The sequence below is a fragment of the Amycolatopsis acidiphila genome (genome assembly GCF_021391495.1).
Classification (GTDB): domain Bacteria; phylum Actinomycetota; class Actinomycetes; order Mycobacteriales; family Pseudonocardiaceae; genus Amycolatopsis_E; species Amycolatopsis_E acidiphila.
Window position 1 is genome coordinate 3,449,051 of the sequence record NZ_CP090063.1, and the last position, 17,128, is coordinate 3,466,178.

Here is a 17,128-nt window from a genome sequence, read left to right on the forward strand (position 1 = left end):
ACCGAGCCTGCTTTCCGGGCCGCCAAGCGCCGGTCACTTCTTCAGGTGTCTTCGTGCCTGTTCTTGGACCCTGCGGGAGAGTCGGGGGTCTTCGATCAGGTCGTGCAAGGCTTGGCGGCCTCGTTTTGCGTCGTATTCCTTAGCTTTCAACGCCGCTTGTAGGCGGACGCTGTCGTTCTCGCGTCGGTCGCCGGTGATGGTGATCAGGGCGTGCACCGCTGATGTTCTGGGCAGGGACAGGGCCGCCTCGATGCGGACTTTCCCGGGTTGGCCGGATTGAACCAGGCGTTTGAGCGCCGACCTGGCGCTCGTCCGGTCGAACTTGAGGAGTGTCTGAGCGGCCTCCAGCCGAATGGCGTCCGGCCGGGCGGTACCCGCCAGATCTCGCAGCGGACGGATCGCTTCGCTGCCGCCTTCCTTGGCCGCGGTCAGCCGGTAGGTGAAGCTTGCCTTCTTTCGGTCGGCCAGTACAGCCATCAGCTGCCGTCCCCGGACGGGGTCGGTCGCGAGGACTTTCTGGGCTGCCTCTCTGGCGGTGTTGTCGTCGTTGGTGCTGGTGGCGATGTCGCTGTAGAGGGCGATGCGGCGGGGCTTGCTGAGTTTCGGACCGGCGAGGTTGCCGGCCTCGAGGCGGATTCGGCCGGCGACGCGCTTCCTTCCGGCGAGTTCCACGAGTTGCTCTGCGGCGGTGCCGGGGTCCAGGGCGTGGGCCTTCTTGAGGAGGTCGAGCCGGGCAGCGTCGGAGGGCGGACCGGTGTTCGCGGTGGCGATGAGCAATCGGGCCCCGGTGACCGGGTCGGTCTTTCCGGCCTCTTTGGCCGCGGCGGCCCGGTACGTCCAATCCACGTCCGGAGCACCGACGAGCTCGACGAGTGCCGTGATCGGTCCTTGATGCTCGGCGGCGATGTGCTTCGCCGCGTCGAACCGGACCTCGTCGCTCACCGACGAATCCGCCGACAGCCGCGTCAGCGCCGGAATTGCCTGCGCTGGGTCGATCTCCCCAATCAGGATCACCGCGCGAAGTCGTAGTTCACCATCGCCCCTGTGATCGGCCGTCCGGGCGACGGCGCTCGTGATTTGTACAGCCTTTTGAGGATCGTAAGATCGCAACAGCTCGGCGATCCGTAGCCGGGTTTTCGGGGTGGCGGCGACGGCGAACCGTTCGGCGGCCGCGATCCCGGTGACCCGATCCCGCCCGAGGAGCTCGGTGCTCAACCGCAGCCGCGTGTCGTCGGACAGGCCGTGCCCATGCTCGACCAGGTCGGCCAGCAGGTCGGGCGAACCGGCCGCGATCGCCGCGTCCGCCCGGAACTCGTGCATGTCGGGGGTACTCGCGAGCTGCAGCATGGCCCGGATGCCCGGTGCGGGGTCGATGTCGCCGATCAGTCTCGCGGTTTTGAGCCGGTCGCGGGGTGTGCCGGTCAGGTTGGCGGCCAGGATTTCGAGGTTCTTCCGGCCGCGGTCCGGGGCATGCTTCATCAGCTCGACGGTGGCCAGCAGTTTGCGCTGGTCCGAGATCGCCTGCAGCGGAACCCGGATGAAGTCGTCCAGCTCGGCGACGGCGGCCTTGGGGTCGATCTGGTGTAGCCAGACCGCTGTGTTCATCCAGTCCTGGTCGGCCAACCGGTCGTCGGCGAGCGCGTGACGCAGGAGTTCGGTGGTCTGCCGGCCGACGTCGCTGCCGGGCAGCAGGTCTCGCCGGACCAGTTCGATCACGAAGCGGACATTCGGGTTGCGGTGCCGCTCGCTCAGCAGGCGGCCCAGCTGCCGTTCGACGGCGGTCCGCGCGGCCGGCCACCAGAGAGCGGCGAGGAAGAGACTCAGTTCGATGTGAGGCCAGGGCCAGGTCGGCTGCGGTGCCAGGTACTTCCAGGTTCGCGGGTCCCATCGACGCGGTCCGCGCGGATGGCTGCGGACAATGTGCCCGGCGGCCAGATACGCCTCGACGTCTGGGCGGGCGAAGGTGAAGTCGTTGTGATCGGCTATGGCAATACCGCTGCTGTCGATCATCTGCACGACAGCCTGGCGGCGGTCGGCTTCACTGAGCTCCGCCGGCCAGGCGAATCGCGGGTACGCGGCCGCCAGCTCGACCATTGACAACGACCGGCTGACGAAGGCCCTGCGACTGGCGATCTCTTCCACCAGTTCGCGTGCACCGGCTTCATCGAGGTAGTGCGTTCCGCTCAGTTTCTCCACACCGGCCTGGACGAAACGCTCCAGCTCTTCGATCTCGCGAGGCGTCTCGTCGTGAGTTGTCACGCGAGCATTTTAATTCCGCACCGGGCTCGTGCCCAGGACGAAAACGTGACAAGGCCTGTCCGCCTGTGCCGAACAGCGGCACGACGAACATGGTCCAGACCTCATCCGGAAAGAGTCTTTACAAACCCTGGTCGGATACCTACTGTTTGCCACAGTCGGCTACGAGTGCTTCACCTCGACCCGGGCGTCCGCGCGGAAAGCGTCCAGAACCCAAGGGAGCACCGACACGTGTGGCGCACACGAAGGAGGGCGTTCCGTGCAGGCAGTGAACGACAGAAAGCGGCGCGGACGCAGCCGGAGGCTCGCGTTGCTGATGGGCGGCGCCTTGGCCGCGGCCACCGCCGTGGTCGGGGCCAATGATCCGGCCCTCGCGAGCGCCGCGCTGAACCCGGCTGTCGCGCCGGGCGGCAACTTCGACCTGTCGGTGTGGGAGCTGCAACTGCCGATCGGGTCGCCAGGGTCGCCGACGACGATCGGGCCGTCGCAGCTGAAGGGCCCCAACGGATACAGCAATCCGGCGTACTTCTGGACCGACAAGAACGACGGCTCGATGACCTTCTGGGACCCCGAGGCCGGGGTCACGACGCCGAACTCGAACTACGCCCGCTCCGAACTACGCGAGATGAACCCCAACGGCAGCGCCGCCGACTGGTCGCTGTCCGGCACACACACGCTGTCCGCGAGACTGCGGGTCGTCTCGGTGACGTCGAGCGTCTGCGTCGGGCAGATCCACCTCGGCAGCGGCGGCTCGTCGACCAAGCCGCTGCTCGAGCTGTACTACCACGCCAACGGCGACGTGGTCCTGGGCCTGGAGAACTCGCCCACCGGCGGGCAGACCCCGCACACGCTGGCCAACGTGCCACTCGGTGCGCAGTGGAGCTACGCGATCGCGATCGTCGGCGGCAAGATCCAGGTCACCGTCAACGGCCAGGCGACCACTTACCCGATCGCCGCCGGTTTCTCCGCCTACCACCAGTATTTCAAGGCGGGCGACTACAACCAGTCGTCGTCCACCAGCACCAGCAACGGCCCGAAGGTGAAGTTCTACGCCCTGACGGTGGCGCACAACTGACGGTCCACGGCCGCTGACTTCGACGACGAGCCGACCTGCTGGGGGGTGCCATGCCGGCGACGTGGAGGTCCACGAGCCGGTGCGCGGTGCGACTCCAGTCGGGGACGTGCGGGAGTTGCTGTGCCGGCAGCGCGCCGAAGATCACGAGCAGCGAGCCGAGCGTGCGGTGCACCTCGGACCGCCGTGCAGGGACAGCACGAGGTCGGGTCCGGTGTTCGGTGGTCTGGACCAGGAAGTCGCACGTGACGCGGCGGACAACGGGGACCGGGCACCGCCGCCGCGTTCACCAAGCGCAACTGGGCCGGCTGAAGCCCGCCCGGCCACGCCGGGGTGGGGGTCAAGCGGGCAGCGTCGCGGGCAGGCCGAAGTCGGTGAGGTCGGCGGTCAGGAAGGCGACCACGTCGGCGACACGACCACCCCGGACGGTGAGGACGTCCAGGCCGCCGGGCACGTAGGCGTTCGTGGCGTCGTCCCACAGGTACGTGCCGAACGCCAGCTGCCCGTTGGCCGACGTCGGCAGGAACCGCCACCTCGACAGCAGCGGCCCACTCGCCAGGAACGCCCGGATCGCCTCGGTACCGCGGTACCACCCGGGCTGCGGCGGCATCGAGTACCGCGCATCGTCGGTCAGCAACGCGACGATCGCTTCGACGTCCCCCGCCTGCCACGCGTCGGACCAACGCGTCACGAGCTCGTCCACACCCTCGCGACCCAACGCCCGCAGCGCCGTCTGCTGGCTGGTGCCCGAGGACGTGCCGGCCGCCTTGCGGGCCCGCTGCAGCGCGCTGTTCACGGCGGCCGTCGACGTGTCGAGCAGGTCGGCGACCTCCGCGGCGGGAAACCCCAGAACGTCCCGCAGGATCAGCGCGGCCCGCTGCGGCGCGGACAACCGCTGCAACGCCGCGACGAACGCCAGCTCCACACTCTCCCGACCCAGATACCGCGCCTCCGGCGAGACGTCGGGACAGGGCTCGAGCCAGCTGATCTCGCTGTCAGGTGCGCCGGGCAGGACGCCGGTCGGCAACTCACGCCGGCCGCGCCGCTCGATCGCGGTCAGGCACCGGTTCGTCGCGATCTTGTACAGCCACGCCCGAACGAAGCCGCGCTCGTCGAGCCGGTCGACGCCGCGCCAGGCCCGCACGAACGACTCCTGCACCGCGTCCTCGGCGTCGTGCACGGACCCGAGCATCCGGTAGCAGTGCGCGAGCAGTTCCTCGCGATACGGGCCGACGAGCCGCTCGAAGGCGACCGGGTCCCCGGAGCGGGCGGCGTCCAGGGCGTCGGCGGGAACGTTCATGGGGTCATCTTGCTCCTGCGCGATGACTTTGCCGGCCGGCGCGGGTTCCAGCTACGACACTCGCCACGAGGAGGACGACATGACCGACGACGACCGGCGGATCCGCGAACTCATCCGGCGCTGGGCGAGCGCCGTGCACGACGGCGACCTGGCGACCGTGCTGGCCGACCACGCCCCCGACATCGTGATGTTCGACGTCCCGGCGCCGTACACCGGCGTGCGTGGCATCGACGCCTACCGCGACACGTGGCCGCCGTTCTTCGAATGGCAGGCCGGTGGAGCGGTGTTCGACATCGAGTCACTCGACGTCGTGGCCGGTGCCGACACCGCCTTCGCCTACGCGCTGCTGCGGTGCGGGACACCCGAGGAACTCGCGTGTCACCCGGAGCAGCGGCTGCGCCTCACCCTCGGGCTGCGCAAGACCGGTGGTCGGTGGATCGTCGTGCACGAGCACCACTCCTTCACCGACGCGTCGTGACCGGCCCGGGGGGCGCCAGGGCCGCGGGGTTACCACTGGCGGGGTGTCTAACTTGATTTGTTCCAGACAAGCGCTCTAAGGTCGACGCGTGAAGTCCGACCTCGAGGCGCAGCTGCGGGCGGTCTCGTTGCGCGTGACGCGGCCCCGGTTGGCCGTGCTCGCCGCGCTGCGCGAGCACCCGCACGTCGACACCGAGACGGTGATCGCGCTGGTACGCGAGGATCACCCGACCGTGTCCCACCAGGCGGTCTACGACGTGCTGCGGGCGCTCACCGACGCCGGTCTGGTGCGGCGCATCCAGCCTGCCGGCGCGACCGCCTGCTACGAGTCCCGGGTGGGGGACAACCACCACCACGTGGTGTGCCGCTCCTGCGGCGCGATCGCGGACGTCGACTGCGCCGTCGGCCAGGTCCCCTGTCTCACCGCCTCGGACGACCACGGCTACGTGATCGACGAGGCGGAGGTCGTGTACTGGGGCACCTGCCCCGACTGCGCGGCCGAACGCACCCCCCAATGATCCGCCAGCTCGGAAGGAAGTAGATGAGCGACACCCAGGGCAACGTGCCCTCGAGCGCGCAGGGCGTGGACCAGAAGGCGGCCGCCGGCTGCCCGGTCGCGCACGACTCGGTGACCTCGCACGGCAGCGAGAGCGAGAACCCGGCGATCGACTCGCCGACCCCGAAGACGGGCGGGCGTCCGCACACGAACCGGGACTGGTGGCCCAACCAGCTCGACCTCTCGGTGTTGCACGCCCACTCGTCGAAGAGCAACCCGCTCGGGGAAGGCTTCAGCTACGCCAAGGAGTTCGCCAAGCTCGACGTCGAGGCCCTCAAGCGGGACATCGTCGAGGTGCTGACCACCTCGCAGGACTGGTGGCCTGCCGACTTCGGCCACTACGGCGGCCTGATGATCCGGATGAGCTGGCACGCCGCGGGCACCTACCGCATCTACGACGGCCGTGGCGGGGCCGGCGACGGCGCTCAGCGTTTCGCCCCGCTCAACAGCTGGCCCGACAACGCCAACCTGGACAAGGCGCGCCGGCTGCTGTGGCCGGTCAAGCAGAAGTACGGCCAGAAGATCTCGTGGGCCGACCTGCTCGTGCTCGCCGGCAACGTCGCACTGGAGTCGATGGGCTTCAAGACCTTCGGCTTCGGCTTCGGTCGCGTGGACACCTGGGAGCCCGAGGAGATCTTCTGGGGTCCGGAGGACGACTGGCTGGGTGACGAGCGCTACGCCAGCGACACGGAGATGGTGCCCGAGCTCGGCGCGACCGAGATGGGCCTGATCTACGTCAACCCCGAGGGTCCCCGCGGCAGCGCGGACTTCCGGGCGGCCGGGCACTTCATCCGGGAGACCTTCGCCCGGATGGCGATGAACGACGAGGAGACCGTCGCGCTGATCGCCGGCGGGCACACCTTCGGCAAGACCCACGGCGCCGCCGTCGCCGACGACCACGTGGGCCCGGAGCCCGAGGCCGCCCCGCTGGAGGCGCAGGGCCTCGGCTGGCTGAGCACCAACGGCAGCGGCGTCGGCCGTGACGCGATCACCAGCGGCCTCGAGGTGACGTGGACCGACCGGCCGACCGAGTGGAGCAACCGCTTCTTCGAGATCCTCTTCGGCTACGAGTGGGAGCTCACCACGAGTCCCGGCGGCGCCAAGCAGTACGTCGCCAAGGACGCCCCGGAGATCATCCCGGACCCGTACGACCCGAACAAGAAGTACAGGCCGACCATGCTCACCACCGACCTGGCGCTGCGCTTCGACCCGGTCTACGAGCCGATCTCCCGCCGCTTCCTGGAGAACCCCGACGAGTTCGCGCTGGCCTTCGCCAAGGCGTGGTACAAGCTGCTGCACCGCGACATGGGCCCGGTCAGCCGCTTCCTGGGGCCCTGGGTCGCCGAGCCCCAGCTGTGGCAGGACCCGGTGCCGGCCGTCGACCACGAGCTCGTGGGTGACGCCGACATCGCCGCCCTCAAGGCGAAGGTCCTCGACTCCGGCCTCACGACCGCCCAGCTGGTCAGCACCGCCTGGGCCGCCGCCGCGAGCTTCCGGTCCACCGACAAGCGCGGCGGCGCCAACGGTGCCCGGCTGCGGCTGGAGCCCCAGCGCAGCTGGGAGGTCAACCAGCCCGAGCAGCTCGCGCCGGTCCTGGAGAAGCTCGAGGGCATCCAGCGGGAGTTCAACGAGGCCGGCGGCGCGAAGATCTCGCTCGCCGACCTGATCGTGCTGGCCGGCTCGGCGGCCGTCGAGAAGGCGGCCCGCGACGCCGGCGTCGAGGTGACCGTGCCGTTCCACCCGGGTCGCACCGACGCCACTCAGGAGCAGACCGACGTCGAGTCCTTCGCGCTCCTCGAGCCGCGCGCCGACGGGTTCCGCAACTACCTGCGTTCCGGCGAGAAGCTCCAGCCGGAGGTGCTGCTCGTCGACCGCGCCTACATGCTCGACCTGACGGCGCCCGAGATGACCGTCCTCGTCGGCGGCCTGCGCTCCCTCGGGACCAATGTCGGCGGCACCCAGCACGGTGTCCTCACCGACCGGCCCGGCGTGCTCACCAACGACTTCTTCGCCAACCTGCTCTCGCCGGGTACCCGGTGGAAGGTGTCGGAGTCCGAGGAGAACGTGTACGAGATCCGGGACGCGGCCACCGACAAGCTGAAGTGGACCGCCACCGCGGTGGACCTCGTCTTCGGCTCCAACTCGCAGTTGCGGGCCCTCGCAGAGGTCTACGCCGGCGACGATGCCCGCGAGAAGTTCGTGGCCGACTTCGTCGCGGCCTGGACCAAGGTGATGGAGCTCGACCGGTTCGACCTCGCCTGATCCGGCTGCACCGACGAGCCCGGCCGATCCACCAGCGATCGGCCGGGCTCGTCCCTTCCTGACGGGCACCGGCGCCGCGACGCGATCTTCGTCGACACGGGAGCTGATCACGCCCCGCAACGGGGTTTCGAAGCAGCCGGGTGGTTTGGCAACATTGCACGGATGAGCCAGACCACCGAAGCGGGACCGCGCTCGAACCTCCGGCAGCGGCACGTCCGCATGATCGCGCTCGGCGGCATCATCGGCGCCAGCCTGTTCATCGGCAGCGGCGCCGTGATCCACACCGTCGGCCCGGCGGCGGTGCTGTCCTACGCGATCGGCGGGCTGTTGGTCGTGCTCGTCATGCGCATGCTCGGCGAGATGGCCGCGGCCTCGCCGAAACTGGGCTCGTTCATGGAGTACGCCCGCGAGTCACTCGGCGGCTGGGCGGGTTTCACCATCGGCTGGCTGTACTGGTACTTCTGGGTCGGCGTGGTGGCGTTCGAGGCGGTGGCGGGCGCGAAGATCCTGGTCGGCTGGGTGCCGGCGGTGCCGCAGTGGGTGTTCTCGCTGGCGTTGATGCTGCTGCTCACGGCGACGAACCTGGCGTCGGCGCGTTCCTTCGGGGAGACCGAGTTCTGGCTGGCGTCGGTCAAGGTCGCCACCATCGTGGTGTTCCTGGTGCTCGGCGTGCTCTTCGTGCTGGGCTGGTGGCCGCAGGGCACGTTTTCGGTCGGCAACATCGGGCTCGACGGGTTCTTCGCCACCGGCGGGTTCTCGGTCGTGCACGGGGTGGTCATCGTGATCTTCTCCTACTTCGGCACGGAGATCGTCACGATCGCCGCCGCCGAGTCCGCGGAGCCCGCGAAGGCCGTGACCAAGGCGACGGCGACCATCGCGTGGCGGGTGGTCCTGTTCTACGTCGGCTCGGTGGCGCTGATCGTGATGATCACGCCGTGGCGCGAGGTGCCCAGCGACACCAGCCCCTTCGCCGCCGCGTTCGGACGGTTCGGCATTCCCGCGGCCGAGACGATCGTCAGCGTCGTGGTGCTGACTGCCGCGCTGTCCGTGCTGAACTCCGGCCTGTATACGGCTTCGCGCATGCTCTTCGCACTCCGGCGGCACGGCTGGGCGCCGCGCTGGATCGCCGACACCAGCCGGCGAGGCGTGCCGTGGAAGGCGATCATCCTGTCCACTGTGGTCGGTTACGTCGCGGTGATCATGAGCTATGTCGCGCCGGACACCGTTTTCTACTTCATCATCAACTCGGCTGGTGCGGTGGCGTTGTTCGTGTACGCCATCATCGCGGGCTCGCAACTGCGGATGCGGCGCAGGCTCGAGGCGGCCGCCCCGGAGAGGCTGAGCCTGCGGATGTGGGGGTATCCGTGGCTGACGTGGGTCACCCTGGCCGGCACCCTTGCCGTGGTGGTGTCGATGCTGTTCGTGGCGGACGCGCGCTCGCAGCTGTATCTGAGCGTGATCAGCCTCGTGGTGATCCTGCTGCTGTATCTGCTGGTCCGCCGTCAGGGCAAGCCGGTGGCGAGTCCCGAGGCCCGATCGTAGGCGCGGAACTGCTCGAGCAGACCCGGGTCACGTCGTCGGTCCGCCTCCCACGACCGGGCAGCGGAGCGGTTCGCCCGCGAAGTAGCCCAGGCCGGGGAACAGCACGCTGACCATCGGCGTGCCCACGAAGGCGGCGGGTGTGGTGGTCACCGCCGCGACGCCCTCGACGGCATCGGGTACTTCGACATCGGCCTGATGGACCCCGAGGTGCGGCCGCTCTGGTCCGGCATGCGGTTCTGGGGTGCGGTCGCGACCATCCGGTGCGTCCCGGCGAACCGTCCGATGTGGAAGCTCGATACGACGAAGGACATCGTCGACGCACACCGGATCTGGTTCGACCAGGCCGGTCACCGGCAGCCGCCCGGCGACCTGACCGGGCCACGTCGTGGTCACCGAGTCCGGCGGCGGCCGCGAGGTGGGCTTCTGGGGTTCGGAGAACACGATGGCCGCCATCACGCGTGGCGCCGTCGGCGTGGTGACCGACGACCACTGCCGCGAGACGGCCGAGGTGGAGCGCCAGCGCACGCCCCTCGCCGCGCGGCACCGCCGCCGCACCATCATCCCCGGCCGGATCGAGGTGGTCGAGGTCCAGGGCACCATAGGCGCTGGGTCTGCCCCTCGACCCGACGGTGGACGTCGAGGCCGTCGAGGCCCACTACGCCGGCGTGTGACACCGGGGCGGTGCCCGGGCCCTGCGGCCGGGGCACCGCCCGCGCGTCCTGGGCCGCCCTGGAAGGGAGCCTCGTCCCACGGCGGGCGTCGCTAGTCCAGCAGGTCCTCGATCACGATGGGGATGTGGCGGACCCGGATGCCGGTGGCGTTGTGGACGGCGTTGGCGACGGCCGCCGCCATGCCGACCGTGCCGATCTCGCCCAGTCCTCGCGCACCGACGGCGTTGTGCAGGGTGTCCGGGTACTCGACGAAGTGCACCTCGACGTCGGGGATGTCCGCGTTCACCGGGAGCAGGTAACCGGCGAGGTCGGCGTTGGCCGGACGGCCGTTCGCCTCGATCTCCAGGCCCTCGTGCAGCGCGGCCGACACGCCCCAGATCATGCCGCCGCTGAGCTGGCTGCGCGCGGCCTTCTCGTTGATGATCCGGCCCGCGTCGAACACGCCGAGCATCCGGGACACCCGGGCCTCCCGCGTCCACCTGTGCACGCGGACCTCGCAGAACTGGGCACCGAACGAGCTGAACGAGTGCTTGGTCAGCTCCTCGCCGGGTGCCGACGAACCCGTCGCCGAGATCGACGCGTGGTCCACAGCCCGCAGCAGCTCGCCGAACGTCATCGCGCGGCCGCCGGCCAGCACCCGGCCGTCGGCGTAGGAGACCTCCATACCCTCGAAGGGCGCTCCCGGGGACGACGCCAGGGCCGCCAGGTCGTCGAGCACCTTGGCGGCGGCGATCATGATGGCCGTCCCCGCGCTCGCCGTACCGGTCGAGCCGCCGGACATGCCACCGGGCGGAAACGCCGAGTCGCCCAGCCGCGGGGTGACCCGCTCCGGCGGGATGTCCAGCGATTCGGCGCCCACCAGGGAAAGCACGGTCAGCAGGCCGGTTCCCGGGTCCGCGCCACTGGTCGCGACCACGGCGGTGTCGTCCTCCCGTAGGGTGATCTCGACCGTGGCCGGGAACCGCAGGGCCGGGAACATCGCGGTGGCCATGCCGAGGCCGACGAGCCAGTCGCCGTCGGTGCGGCCGCGCGGCGAGCGGTTCGCCCAGCCGAACCGGGCCGCGCCCACGCGGAAGCACTCGTCGAGATGCTTGCTCGACCACTGCAGGTCCTTGCCGGGCGGTGCGGTCGAGTTGTTCCGCAGGCGCAGCTCGATCGGGTCCATGTCCAGTGCGACCGCCAGCTCGTCGATCGCGCTCTCCAGCGCGAAGGACCCCGGCGCCTCACCCGGCGCCCGCATGAACGTGGTCGGCGGGACGTTCAACGGCACCACCTTCTGGCTGATGGCCAGGTTCTGGGTGGCGTACCACTCGCGCGAGGTGCCGTGCGAGGTCGGCTCGACGAACGAGCGGCCGGTGTCCGTGCTGCACCACGAGTCGTGCCGCAGCGCGATCAGGGTGCCGTCGGGATCCGCGCCGAGGGCGATCGTCTGGACGGTCGCCGCGCGGCCCGCGGTCGCGGTGAAGACCTGTTCCCGGGTGAGCGCGGCCTTGACCGGCCGGTCGAGAACCCTGGCCGCGGCCGCGGCCAGGAACGCCGGCACGGAGGTACGGCCCTTGCCGCCGAAGGCGCCGCCCACGAAGGGGTTCACCGCGTGGACCGACGACAGGTCCGTGTCCAGGGCTGCCGCCAGGTCCGCCGCCTGCAGGTCGGACCCCTGGTTTCCACTGTAGACAGTCAGGCCGTCCGGGCCCCACACCGCGACCGCGGAATGCGGCTCCATCGCGGCGTGGTTCTGGGTCGCGGTGGTGTAGGTGGCCTCGACGACCACGGGGCTCGCCGCCAGTGCGTCCTCGATGGACTCGACACCGGGTGCGAGCACCTCCAGGGACGCCGGCTCTTGCCGGGCCGTCGGCGGCGCGTCCTCGGCCGAGGCGAGGCCGTCCCGGAGCGACGTCAGCGCCGGCCGCCGGTGGTACGAGACCTCCACGAGCATCGCCGCGTCCCGGGCCTGTTCGAAGGTCTCCGCCACGACGAAGCCGATCGGCTGGCCGTAGTAGGTGACTTCCTTGTCCTGCAAGGGAACCCAGGTCGCGCCGAGGATCGGGGAGGTCGGCGCGCGCAGCTCCAGCGGGTCGAACGGCGAGTACACGCCGAGCACGCCGGGCGCGCTCTTCGCCGCCGTGACGTCCATGGCCTCGATCTCGCCGTGGGCGATCGTCGAGAGCACGACGTATCCGTACGCCATCCCGGCGAAGTTGTTGTCGGCACCGTACTTGGCCCGGCCGGTGACCTTCAGTGGGCCGTCCACGCGGCTGGTCATCAACGACTCCCGTCGGTCAGTTCGTGCAACGCGCGGACAATGGTCCGCTTCAGCAGGGAGATCTTGAAACCGTTCGCGGACAACGGCCTGGCACCCTCGGCGGCCACGGACGCGGCGTCTTCGAAGGACGCCAGGGTCACCGGCGCATCGCGCAAGGCCGCCTCGACGCCCGGCAGCCGCCACGGCACCGTCGCCACACCGCCGACCGCGACCCGCGCGTCGGCGATGCGCGAGTCCTGGATGTCCAGCGCGACCGCGGCGGAGCACAGCGCGAACTCGTAGGACTGGCGGTCCCGCACCTTGACGTACGTGGAGCGCGCGGCCCAGGCCAGCCGTGGGACCACGACCTCCGTGATCAGCTCGCCGGGACGCAGGTCGTTCTCCACGGCGGGAGTGTCGCCGGGCAAGCGGTAGAAGTCGGCGAGCTTGACCGTGCGGTTCCCGGCCGCACCGGTCAGCCCGACCTCCGCGTCGAGTGCGACCAGGGCGACCGCGAGGTCGCTGGCGTGCGTCGCCACGCAGTGCTCGCTCGTGCCCAGCACGGCGTGCATCCGGTTGGCCCCCGCGATGGCGGGGCAGCCGCTGCCGGGTTCCCGCTTGTTGCAGGGCGTGGCGACATCGCGGAAGTACGTGCAACGGGTGCGCTGCAACAGGTTTCCGCCGATGCTGGCCATGTTGCGCAGCTGCTGTGACGCACTCGCCAGCAGGGCCCGGGAGATCACCGGGTAGACGCCCGGATGCCCGGCGACGTCGCCCATCCGCTCCAGCGCGCCGATCCGCAGCCCGTCGGCGGTGTCGATACCGCGCAACGGCAGCTCGTTGATGTCCAGGACGTGGTGCGGCGTAATGACGTTGAGCTTCATCAGGTCGACGAGAGTGGTCCCGCCGGCCAGGAACGTGCCGGGTTCGGCGAGCGCGGCTTCGACGCTCGCGGGTGCCGTGAGCTCAAACGGACGCATCGGCCCGCCTCGCCTGTTCGATCGCCGCGACGATGTTCGGGTAGGCCGAACAGCGGCAGATGTTGCCGGACATGAACTCCCGGACGTCCGCGTTGTCCTCGATGCGCTGCTCGACCGCGGCCACCGCCGACATGACCTGCCCGGACGTGCAGAACCCGCACTGCAGGGCGTCCTGGTCGACGAAGGCCTGCTGAACCGGATGCAGCCGGTCGCCTGCCGAGAGTCCTTCCACCGTCCGCACCTGCTGCTTCACGGTGGCGGCCAGGGTGAGGCACGAGAGCACGGGCCGGCCGCCGACGTGCACGGTGCACGCGCCGCACTGACCTCGATCGCAGCCCTTCTTCGGGCCGGTGATGCCGAGGCGCTCCCGCAACGCGTCCAGCAGCGTCACGCCGGGATCGACACTGAGTTCTGCTGTCCTGCCATTGACTTCAAGTGAGATGTCCACTGGATCCTTTTCCCGCAGAACGTCCACAAGGGACGACAGTTGCGGCATGGGTGGGGTGGGAACCACGTCGAGTTCGGGGAAGAACCGGATATCCGCTCGCAACCGAGGCTAGCGGATTTTTATCCGCTTCGCAATGAGCGCTCTCACCCCGGAGTTGCTCCAGATCAGGGTGGGCCGTGTATTACAGTTCTACCAGGCGGGACCGACCACCGGGAGGGACGATGACGACGGGAGCAGTCGATCCCCGCCGTGCGGACACCCGGCGCAACCACGAGCGCATCCTCGCCGCGGCGGCGGAGTCGCTGACCTGTTCGGGCGAGGTCTCGTTCAACGCCGTCGCGAAGAAGGCCGGGGTGGGGGTCGGCACCGTGTACCGGCATTTCCCCACCCGGGAAGCGCTCGTACTGGCGATCTACCGGCGCGAGGTGCGCCACCTCGTCGAGATCGTGCCGAGCCTGCTGGAAAAGCACGCCCCGGAGCAGGCCTTCCGGATCTGGGTGGCCGACCACCTCGCGCGTTACATGATGACCAAGCGCGGCCTGGCCAACGCCCTTCGCACCGCGACGGCGTCCCAAGGGGAACTGCCCGCGAACGCCTACGAGGCCATGGTCGGCGCGGTCTCCGCGCTGTTGGCGGCCAACGTCGAGGCCGGAACTGTTCGGGCCGACCTGGGCGCGGAGACGGTCCTGCGCGGGCTCGGCGGCCTGCTGTACCTCGACCCGGGCGGCGACTGGCGGAGTCAGGCCGCGAGCCTGATCGACCTGCTCTGGCGAGGCATGCGCACCGACAGCTGACCCACCTGAGGTTGCGTCCCCTGCTGTACGCCGTGAGCGGTACGTGGGCACGTGGCTGGTCGAGTTGCTCGCCGCGGATGTGGTGGCGTACGGCTGGGGCCGGGTCCGTCACTGCCCAAACCGCGACGTGCTCGCCGTCATGATCCCGCCCTCGCCCCTCGTCGACGCGATGACGGCACAGCTCGCGGCAACCGGCGCGGTGGTTCCCGCCGCGGTTCCGGCTATTCGCCCCGACCGCTGATGCCGTCGCGCAGCCGGTCGATCAGACCTGCGGCCCTGCCCATGATCTTCTGCACGGCTGGAGCGGGGGGAGTGCCGGGGTGCGGCCGGGTCGGCGCCTTCTTCTTGGCGGCGGCCATCTGTTCGCCCACTTCGCCGAGCCGGTCGGCGCCGACGGCCGCCCGCACCTCGGGCCACACCTCGTCCTGCTCGTAGCGGATGTGCTTGCGCCCGTCGTGCAGCAGGCGCTCGACCATCTCGTCGAAGTCGGACTGGTTCGCGGCCGCCTTGTCCAGCGCGTCCAGCAGGTACTTGGCCGCGGCCTCCTGATCGACCGCCGGGCCCGCCAGGCCCTCGCCGCCGGGGACCTCCTTGCGCACCATGGGCCAGAAGTACTGCTCTTCCACCGCCTCGTGCTGGGACTCGGCGATCACGATCTCCGTGACGAGGCTCTTCCGCGCCTCCAGCAGCTCGTCCGAGGCCCCGTCACGCGCGGCCGGGGCGGCTTGCAGCCGGTCCAGCATCGCGAGCACCTTGCGGTGGTCCTCACGCAGGAATTCGATCGCGTCCATCTCGCGTCTCCCATCATCGGCCTGCGCACCGTGCGTACCCGGGAAGTCCACGGGCGAACCGTCAGGGACCCGGCACGGTGGGCAGGCCACACAGCGGGAAGAGCCGGGGGAGGTGGAAAAGGGTCATCTCGGTCACGACGGGAGACTCGACGGTCAGCACGAGCAGGGCGAAGGGCCGGAAGTCCCCGCTGTCGTCGCGGATGTAGACACCCAGCGCGGGCTGCCGGTTCGCCGCGGTGGGCACGGCGCGCATGCGTCCGGGCATGCTCGGGGTGAACGCGTGTGTCGCGAGGAAGCTGGTGACGGCCGCACGGCCGTCGTACCACGAGGTCGTCGGCGGCATCACCAGGCGCGCGTCCGCGCCGAGCAGCGCGGCCACCGCGTTGATGTCGGTGCGGTTCCACGCGTCGACCATCCTCGCCAGCAGGGACCTTTCGACCTCGCTGATGCGGGCGAGGGCTCGGCGATCGGCGGCGTCCTGTCGCACCCAGCGCCTCCTGAGGGTCTCCCTGGCCCGCTGCAGCGCGCTGTTCGCCGAGGCCACTGTCATGTTCAGCGAGCCGGCTGTCTCCTTGGCGGACCACTCGACCACGTCACGCAGGATGAGCACGGCACGCTGACGCGGCGGCAGGTGCTGCATCGCGGCCAGGAACGCCAGCTCGGTCGCCTCCCGGCGGACCAGCGCCGCCTCGGGATCCACGCCGGCGGCCACGACGTCCTCGATGAGCCGGTCGGGGTAGGGCTCCAGCCAGGCGAGGTCCGTCGCCGGGCCCGGCCGGGCCCCCGGGTCGGCCGGGCCGGTGACCTCCGGCGGGGTCACCCGCCGCGGACGGCGCCGGAGCGCGTCGAGGCAGGCGTTCGTCGCGATGCCGTAGAGCCACGCGCGGAAGGTCGAGCGCCCCTGGAAGCTCGCACGTTTGGCCCACGCGCGCAGGAACGTCTCCTGGACCAGGTCTTCCGCGTCCTGGGTGGACCCGAGGAACCGGTAGCAGTGCAGGTGCAGCTCCGGGCGATGGCGTTCGACGAGCGCCGCGAAGGCGGACTCGTCACCCGCCAGTGCTGCCCCCAGTTCGTCCGCGTCCGCGGACTTCTCCTGCCCGCGTCGGGTCGTCACATCGGTCACCAGGACAACGCCACCTTCTCCGTGAGTTCCGGCCTACGCAGGTATGACGCGTCCGGCGCGGCGAAATCATCGGTCGGCGGGCGCCCGAAGGATCAGACGGGCGGAACGCGCACCGATGAGTCGGGCGGTGCCGCTGCGTCACACGTACCGAGGGGCCTGGCCCGGGCCCCGTGAGAGACGAACATCGACAGGAGACCCCACCATGCCGCAGTTCTTCATCGAGGCACCGGCAGGCATCCGTCCCGAGGCCAAGCAGACGATGATGCGGGAGATCACGGTGGCGATCGACGAGGCCTACCGGATCCCCGACGTCCGCGTCTGGCTGCGCGAGTACGCCGCGGAGAACGTCGCCCAGGACGGCCGCATCGCGGCCGAGCCGATCCGTCCCGTCTGCTTTCTCGAAGCGCCGGAACTGCACAGCATCGACGTCCGCAGGACCATGTCGAACAGGATCCACGCCGCCATCCACGAGGCGTACGGCGAGCTGGCCGACACCGCGGAAACGCTGATCCTGATGAACCTCTACCCGCTGGAGAACGCCGGCTTCGCCGGCCGGATGCAGTCCGACAACCCGGAGATCGTCGAGGCGGTCGGCCGGCTCAACGCGTGACGTC

The 17,128-nt window shown here is 70.1% G+C and carries 17 protein-coding genes; 9 read left to right on the forward strand and 8 right to left on the reverse strand.

Annotated features, from left to right (window positions below):
* Window positions 1–33: 33 nt before the first annotated feature.
* Window positions 34–2,259 (reverse strand): hypothetical protein, encoded by a 2,226-nt coding sequence (locus tag LWP59_RS16770; RefSeq protein ID WP_144639470.1) that lies wholly within the window; start codon window positions 2,257–2,259, stop codon window positions 34–36.
* Between the two features lie 265 nt (window positions 2,260–2,524).
* Here LWP59_RS16770 and LWP59_RS16775 point away from each other — a divergent pair, with 265 nt between their 5' ends.
* On the forward strand, window positions 2,525–3,331 hold the full coding sequence (locus LWP59_RS16775) for a polysaccharide lyase family 7 protein (RefSeq protein ID WP_229857713.1): 807 nt from the start codon (window positions 2,525–2,527) through the stop codon (window positions 3,329–3,331).
* Between the two features lie 337 nt (window positions 3,332–3,668).
* On the opposite strand, the gene LWP59_RS16780 is transcribed toward LWP59_RS16775, so the two are convergent.
* Entirely contained in the window at window positions 3,669–4,628 is a 960-nt protein-coding gene (locus LWP59_RS16780) for a sigma-70 family RNA polymerase sigma factor (protein ID WP_144639472.1), read from the reverse strand.
* 79 nt (window positions 4,629–4,707) lie between these two features.
* On the opposite strand from LWP59_RS16780, the gene LWP59_RS16785 reads away from it, so the two are divergent.
* The 4 genes from LWP59_RS16785 to LWP59_RS16800 all read left to right on the forward strand — a co-directional run bounded on the left by LWP59_RS16785 (window position 4,708) and on the right by LWP59_RS16800 (window position 9,465).
* Complete coding sequence (locus LWP59_RS16785) at window positions 4,708–5,106, forward strand: YybH family protein (RefSeq protein WP_144639474.1); 399 nt, start codon at window positions 4,708–4,710, stop codon at window positions 5,104–5,106.
* Window positions 5,107–5,194: 88 nt separating this feature from the next.
* Window positions 5,195–5,623 (forward strand): Fur family transcriptional regulator, encoded by a 429-nt coding sequence (locus tag LWP59_RS16790; protein WP_144639476.1) that lies wholly within the window; start codon window positions 5,195–5,197, stop codon window positions 5,621–5,623.
* A gap of 23 nt (window positions 5,624–5,646) precedes the next feature.
* Window positions 5,647–7,923: a catalase/peroxidase HPI gene (katG, locus tag LWP59_RS16795; RefSeq protein ID WP_144639478.1), complete on the forward strand. Its 2,277-nt coding sequence runs from the start codon at window positions 5,647–5,649 to the stop codon at window positions 7,921–7,923.
* Between the two features lie 162 nt (window positions 7,924–8,085).
* A complete protein-coding gene (locus tag LWP59_RS16800; RefSeq protein ID WP_144639480.1) occupies window positions 8,086–9,465 on the forward strand; it encodes an amino acid permease in 1,380 nt (459 codons plus the stop codon).
* A 27-nt stretch (window positions 9,466–9,492) separates the two neighbouring features.
* Here LWP59_RS16800 and LWP59_RS41010 read toward each other — a convergent pair whose 3' ends face one another.
* Window positions 9,493–9,816, reverse strand: a complete 324-nt coding sequence (locus tag LWP59_RS41010; protein WP_222425561.1) for a hypothetical protein — start codon at window positions 9,814–9,816, stop codon at window positions 9,493–9,495.
* Between the two features lie 64 nt (window positions 9,817–9,880).
* On the opposite strand from LWP59_RS41010, the gene LWP59_RS41015 reads away from it, so the two are divergent.
* Window positions 9,881–10,231, forward strand: a complete 351-nt coding sequence (locus LWP59_RS41015) for an RraA family protein (protein ID WP_373299623.1) — start codon at window positions 9,881–9,883, stop codon at window positions 10,229–10,231.
* On the opposite strand, the gene LWP59_RS16810 is transcribed toward LWP59_RS41015, so the two are convergent.
* From LWP59_RS16810 to LWP59_RS16820, 3 genes are read right to left on the reverse strand one after another with little or no spacing between them, the layout of a single operon-like run.
* Window positions 10,228–12,399, reverse strand: a complete 2,172-nt coding sequence (locus tag LWP59_RS16810; protein ID WP_144639482.1) for a xanthine dehydrogenase family protein molybdopterin-binding subunit — start codon at window positions 12,397–12,399, stop codon at window positions 10,228–10,230. The two genes, LWP59_RS41015 and LWP59_RS16810, sit on opposite strands and share 4 nt — an antisense overlap.
* Window positions 12,399–13,358 carry an FAD binding domain-containing protein gene (locus LWP59_RS16815; protein ID WP_144639484.1) on the reverse strand — a complete coding sequence of 320 codons (960 nt, stop codon included), beginning with the start codon at window positions 13,356–13,358 and terminating at the stop codon, window positions 12,399–12,401. The genes LWP59_RS16810 and LWP59_RS16815 overlap by 1 nt, the downstream gene beginning before the upstream one ends.
* Window positions 13,345–13,806 carry a (2Fe-2S)-binding protein gene (locus LWP59_RS16820; RefSeq protein WP_144639486.1) on the reverse strand — a complete coding sequence of 154 codons (462 nt, stop codon included), beginning with the start codon at window positions 13,804–13,806 and terminating at the stop codon, window positions 13,345–13,347. The genes LWP59_RS16815 and LWP59_RS16820 overlap by 14 nt, the downstream gene beginning before the upstream one ends.
* 221 nt (window positions 13,807–14,027) lie before the next feature.
* Between LWP59_RS16820 and LWP59_RS16825 the strand changes: the two genes are divergently transcribed.
* The gene (locus LWP59_RS16825) at window positions 14,028–14,600 is read left to right on the forward strand and encodes a TetR/AcrR family transcriptional regulator (protein ID WP_144639488.1); all 573 of its coding nucleotides are present in this window, start codon (window positions 14,028–14,030) and stop codon (window positions 14,598–14,600) included.
* A gap of 43 nt (window positions 14,601–14,643) precedes the next feature.
* Window positions 14,644–14,841, forward strand: coding sequence for a hypothetical protein (locus LWP59_RS16830; protein WP_144639490.1), 198 nt, complete (start codon window positions 14,644–14,646; stop codon window positions 14,839–14,841).
* Here LWP59_RS16830 and LWP59_RS16835 read toward each other — a convergent pair.
* Window positions 14,822–15,391: a hemerythrin domain-containing protein gene (locus LWP59_RS16835; RefSeq protein ID WP_144639492.1), complete on the reverse strand. Its 570-nt coding sequence runs from the start codon at window positions 15,389–15,391 to the stop codon at window positions 14,822–14,824. The two genes, LWP59_RS16830 and LWP59_RS16835, sit on opposite strands and share 20 nt — an antisense overlap.
* A 61-nt stretch (window positions 15,392–15,452) precedes the next feature.
* Window positions 15,453–16,514 carry an RNA polymerase subunit sigma-70 gene (locus LWP59_RS16840; protein WP_229857717.1) on the reverse strand — a complete coding sequence of 354 codons (1,062 nt, stop codon included), beginning with the start codon at window positions 16,512–16,514 and terminating at the stop codon, window positions 15,453–15,455.
* Window positions 16,515–16,716: 202 nt separating this feature from the next.
* Here LWP59_RS16840 and LWP59_RS16845 point away from each other — a divergent pair, with 202 nt between their 5' ends.
* The gene (locus tag LWP59_RS16845) at window positions 16,717–17,124 is read left to right on the forward strand and encodes a tautomerase family protein (protein ID WP_144639494.1); all 408 of its coding nucleotides are present in this window, start codon (window positions 16,717–16,719) and stop codon (window positions 17,122–17,124) included.
* Window positions 17,125–17,128 lie beyond the last annotated feature (4 nt).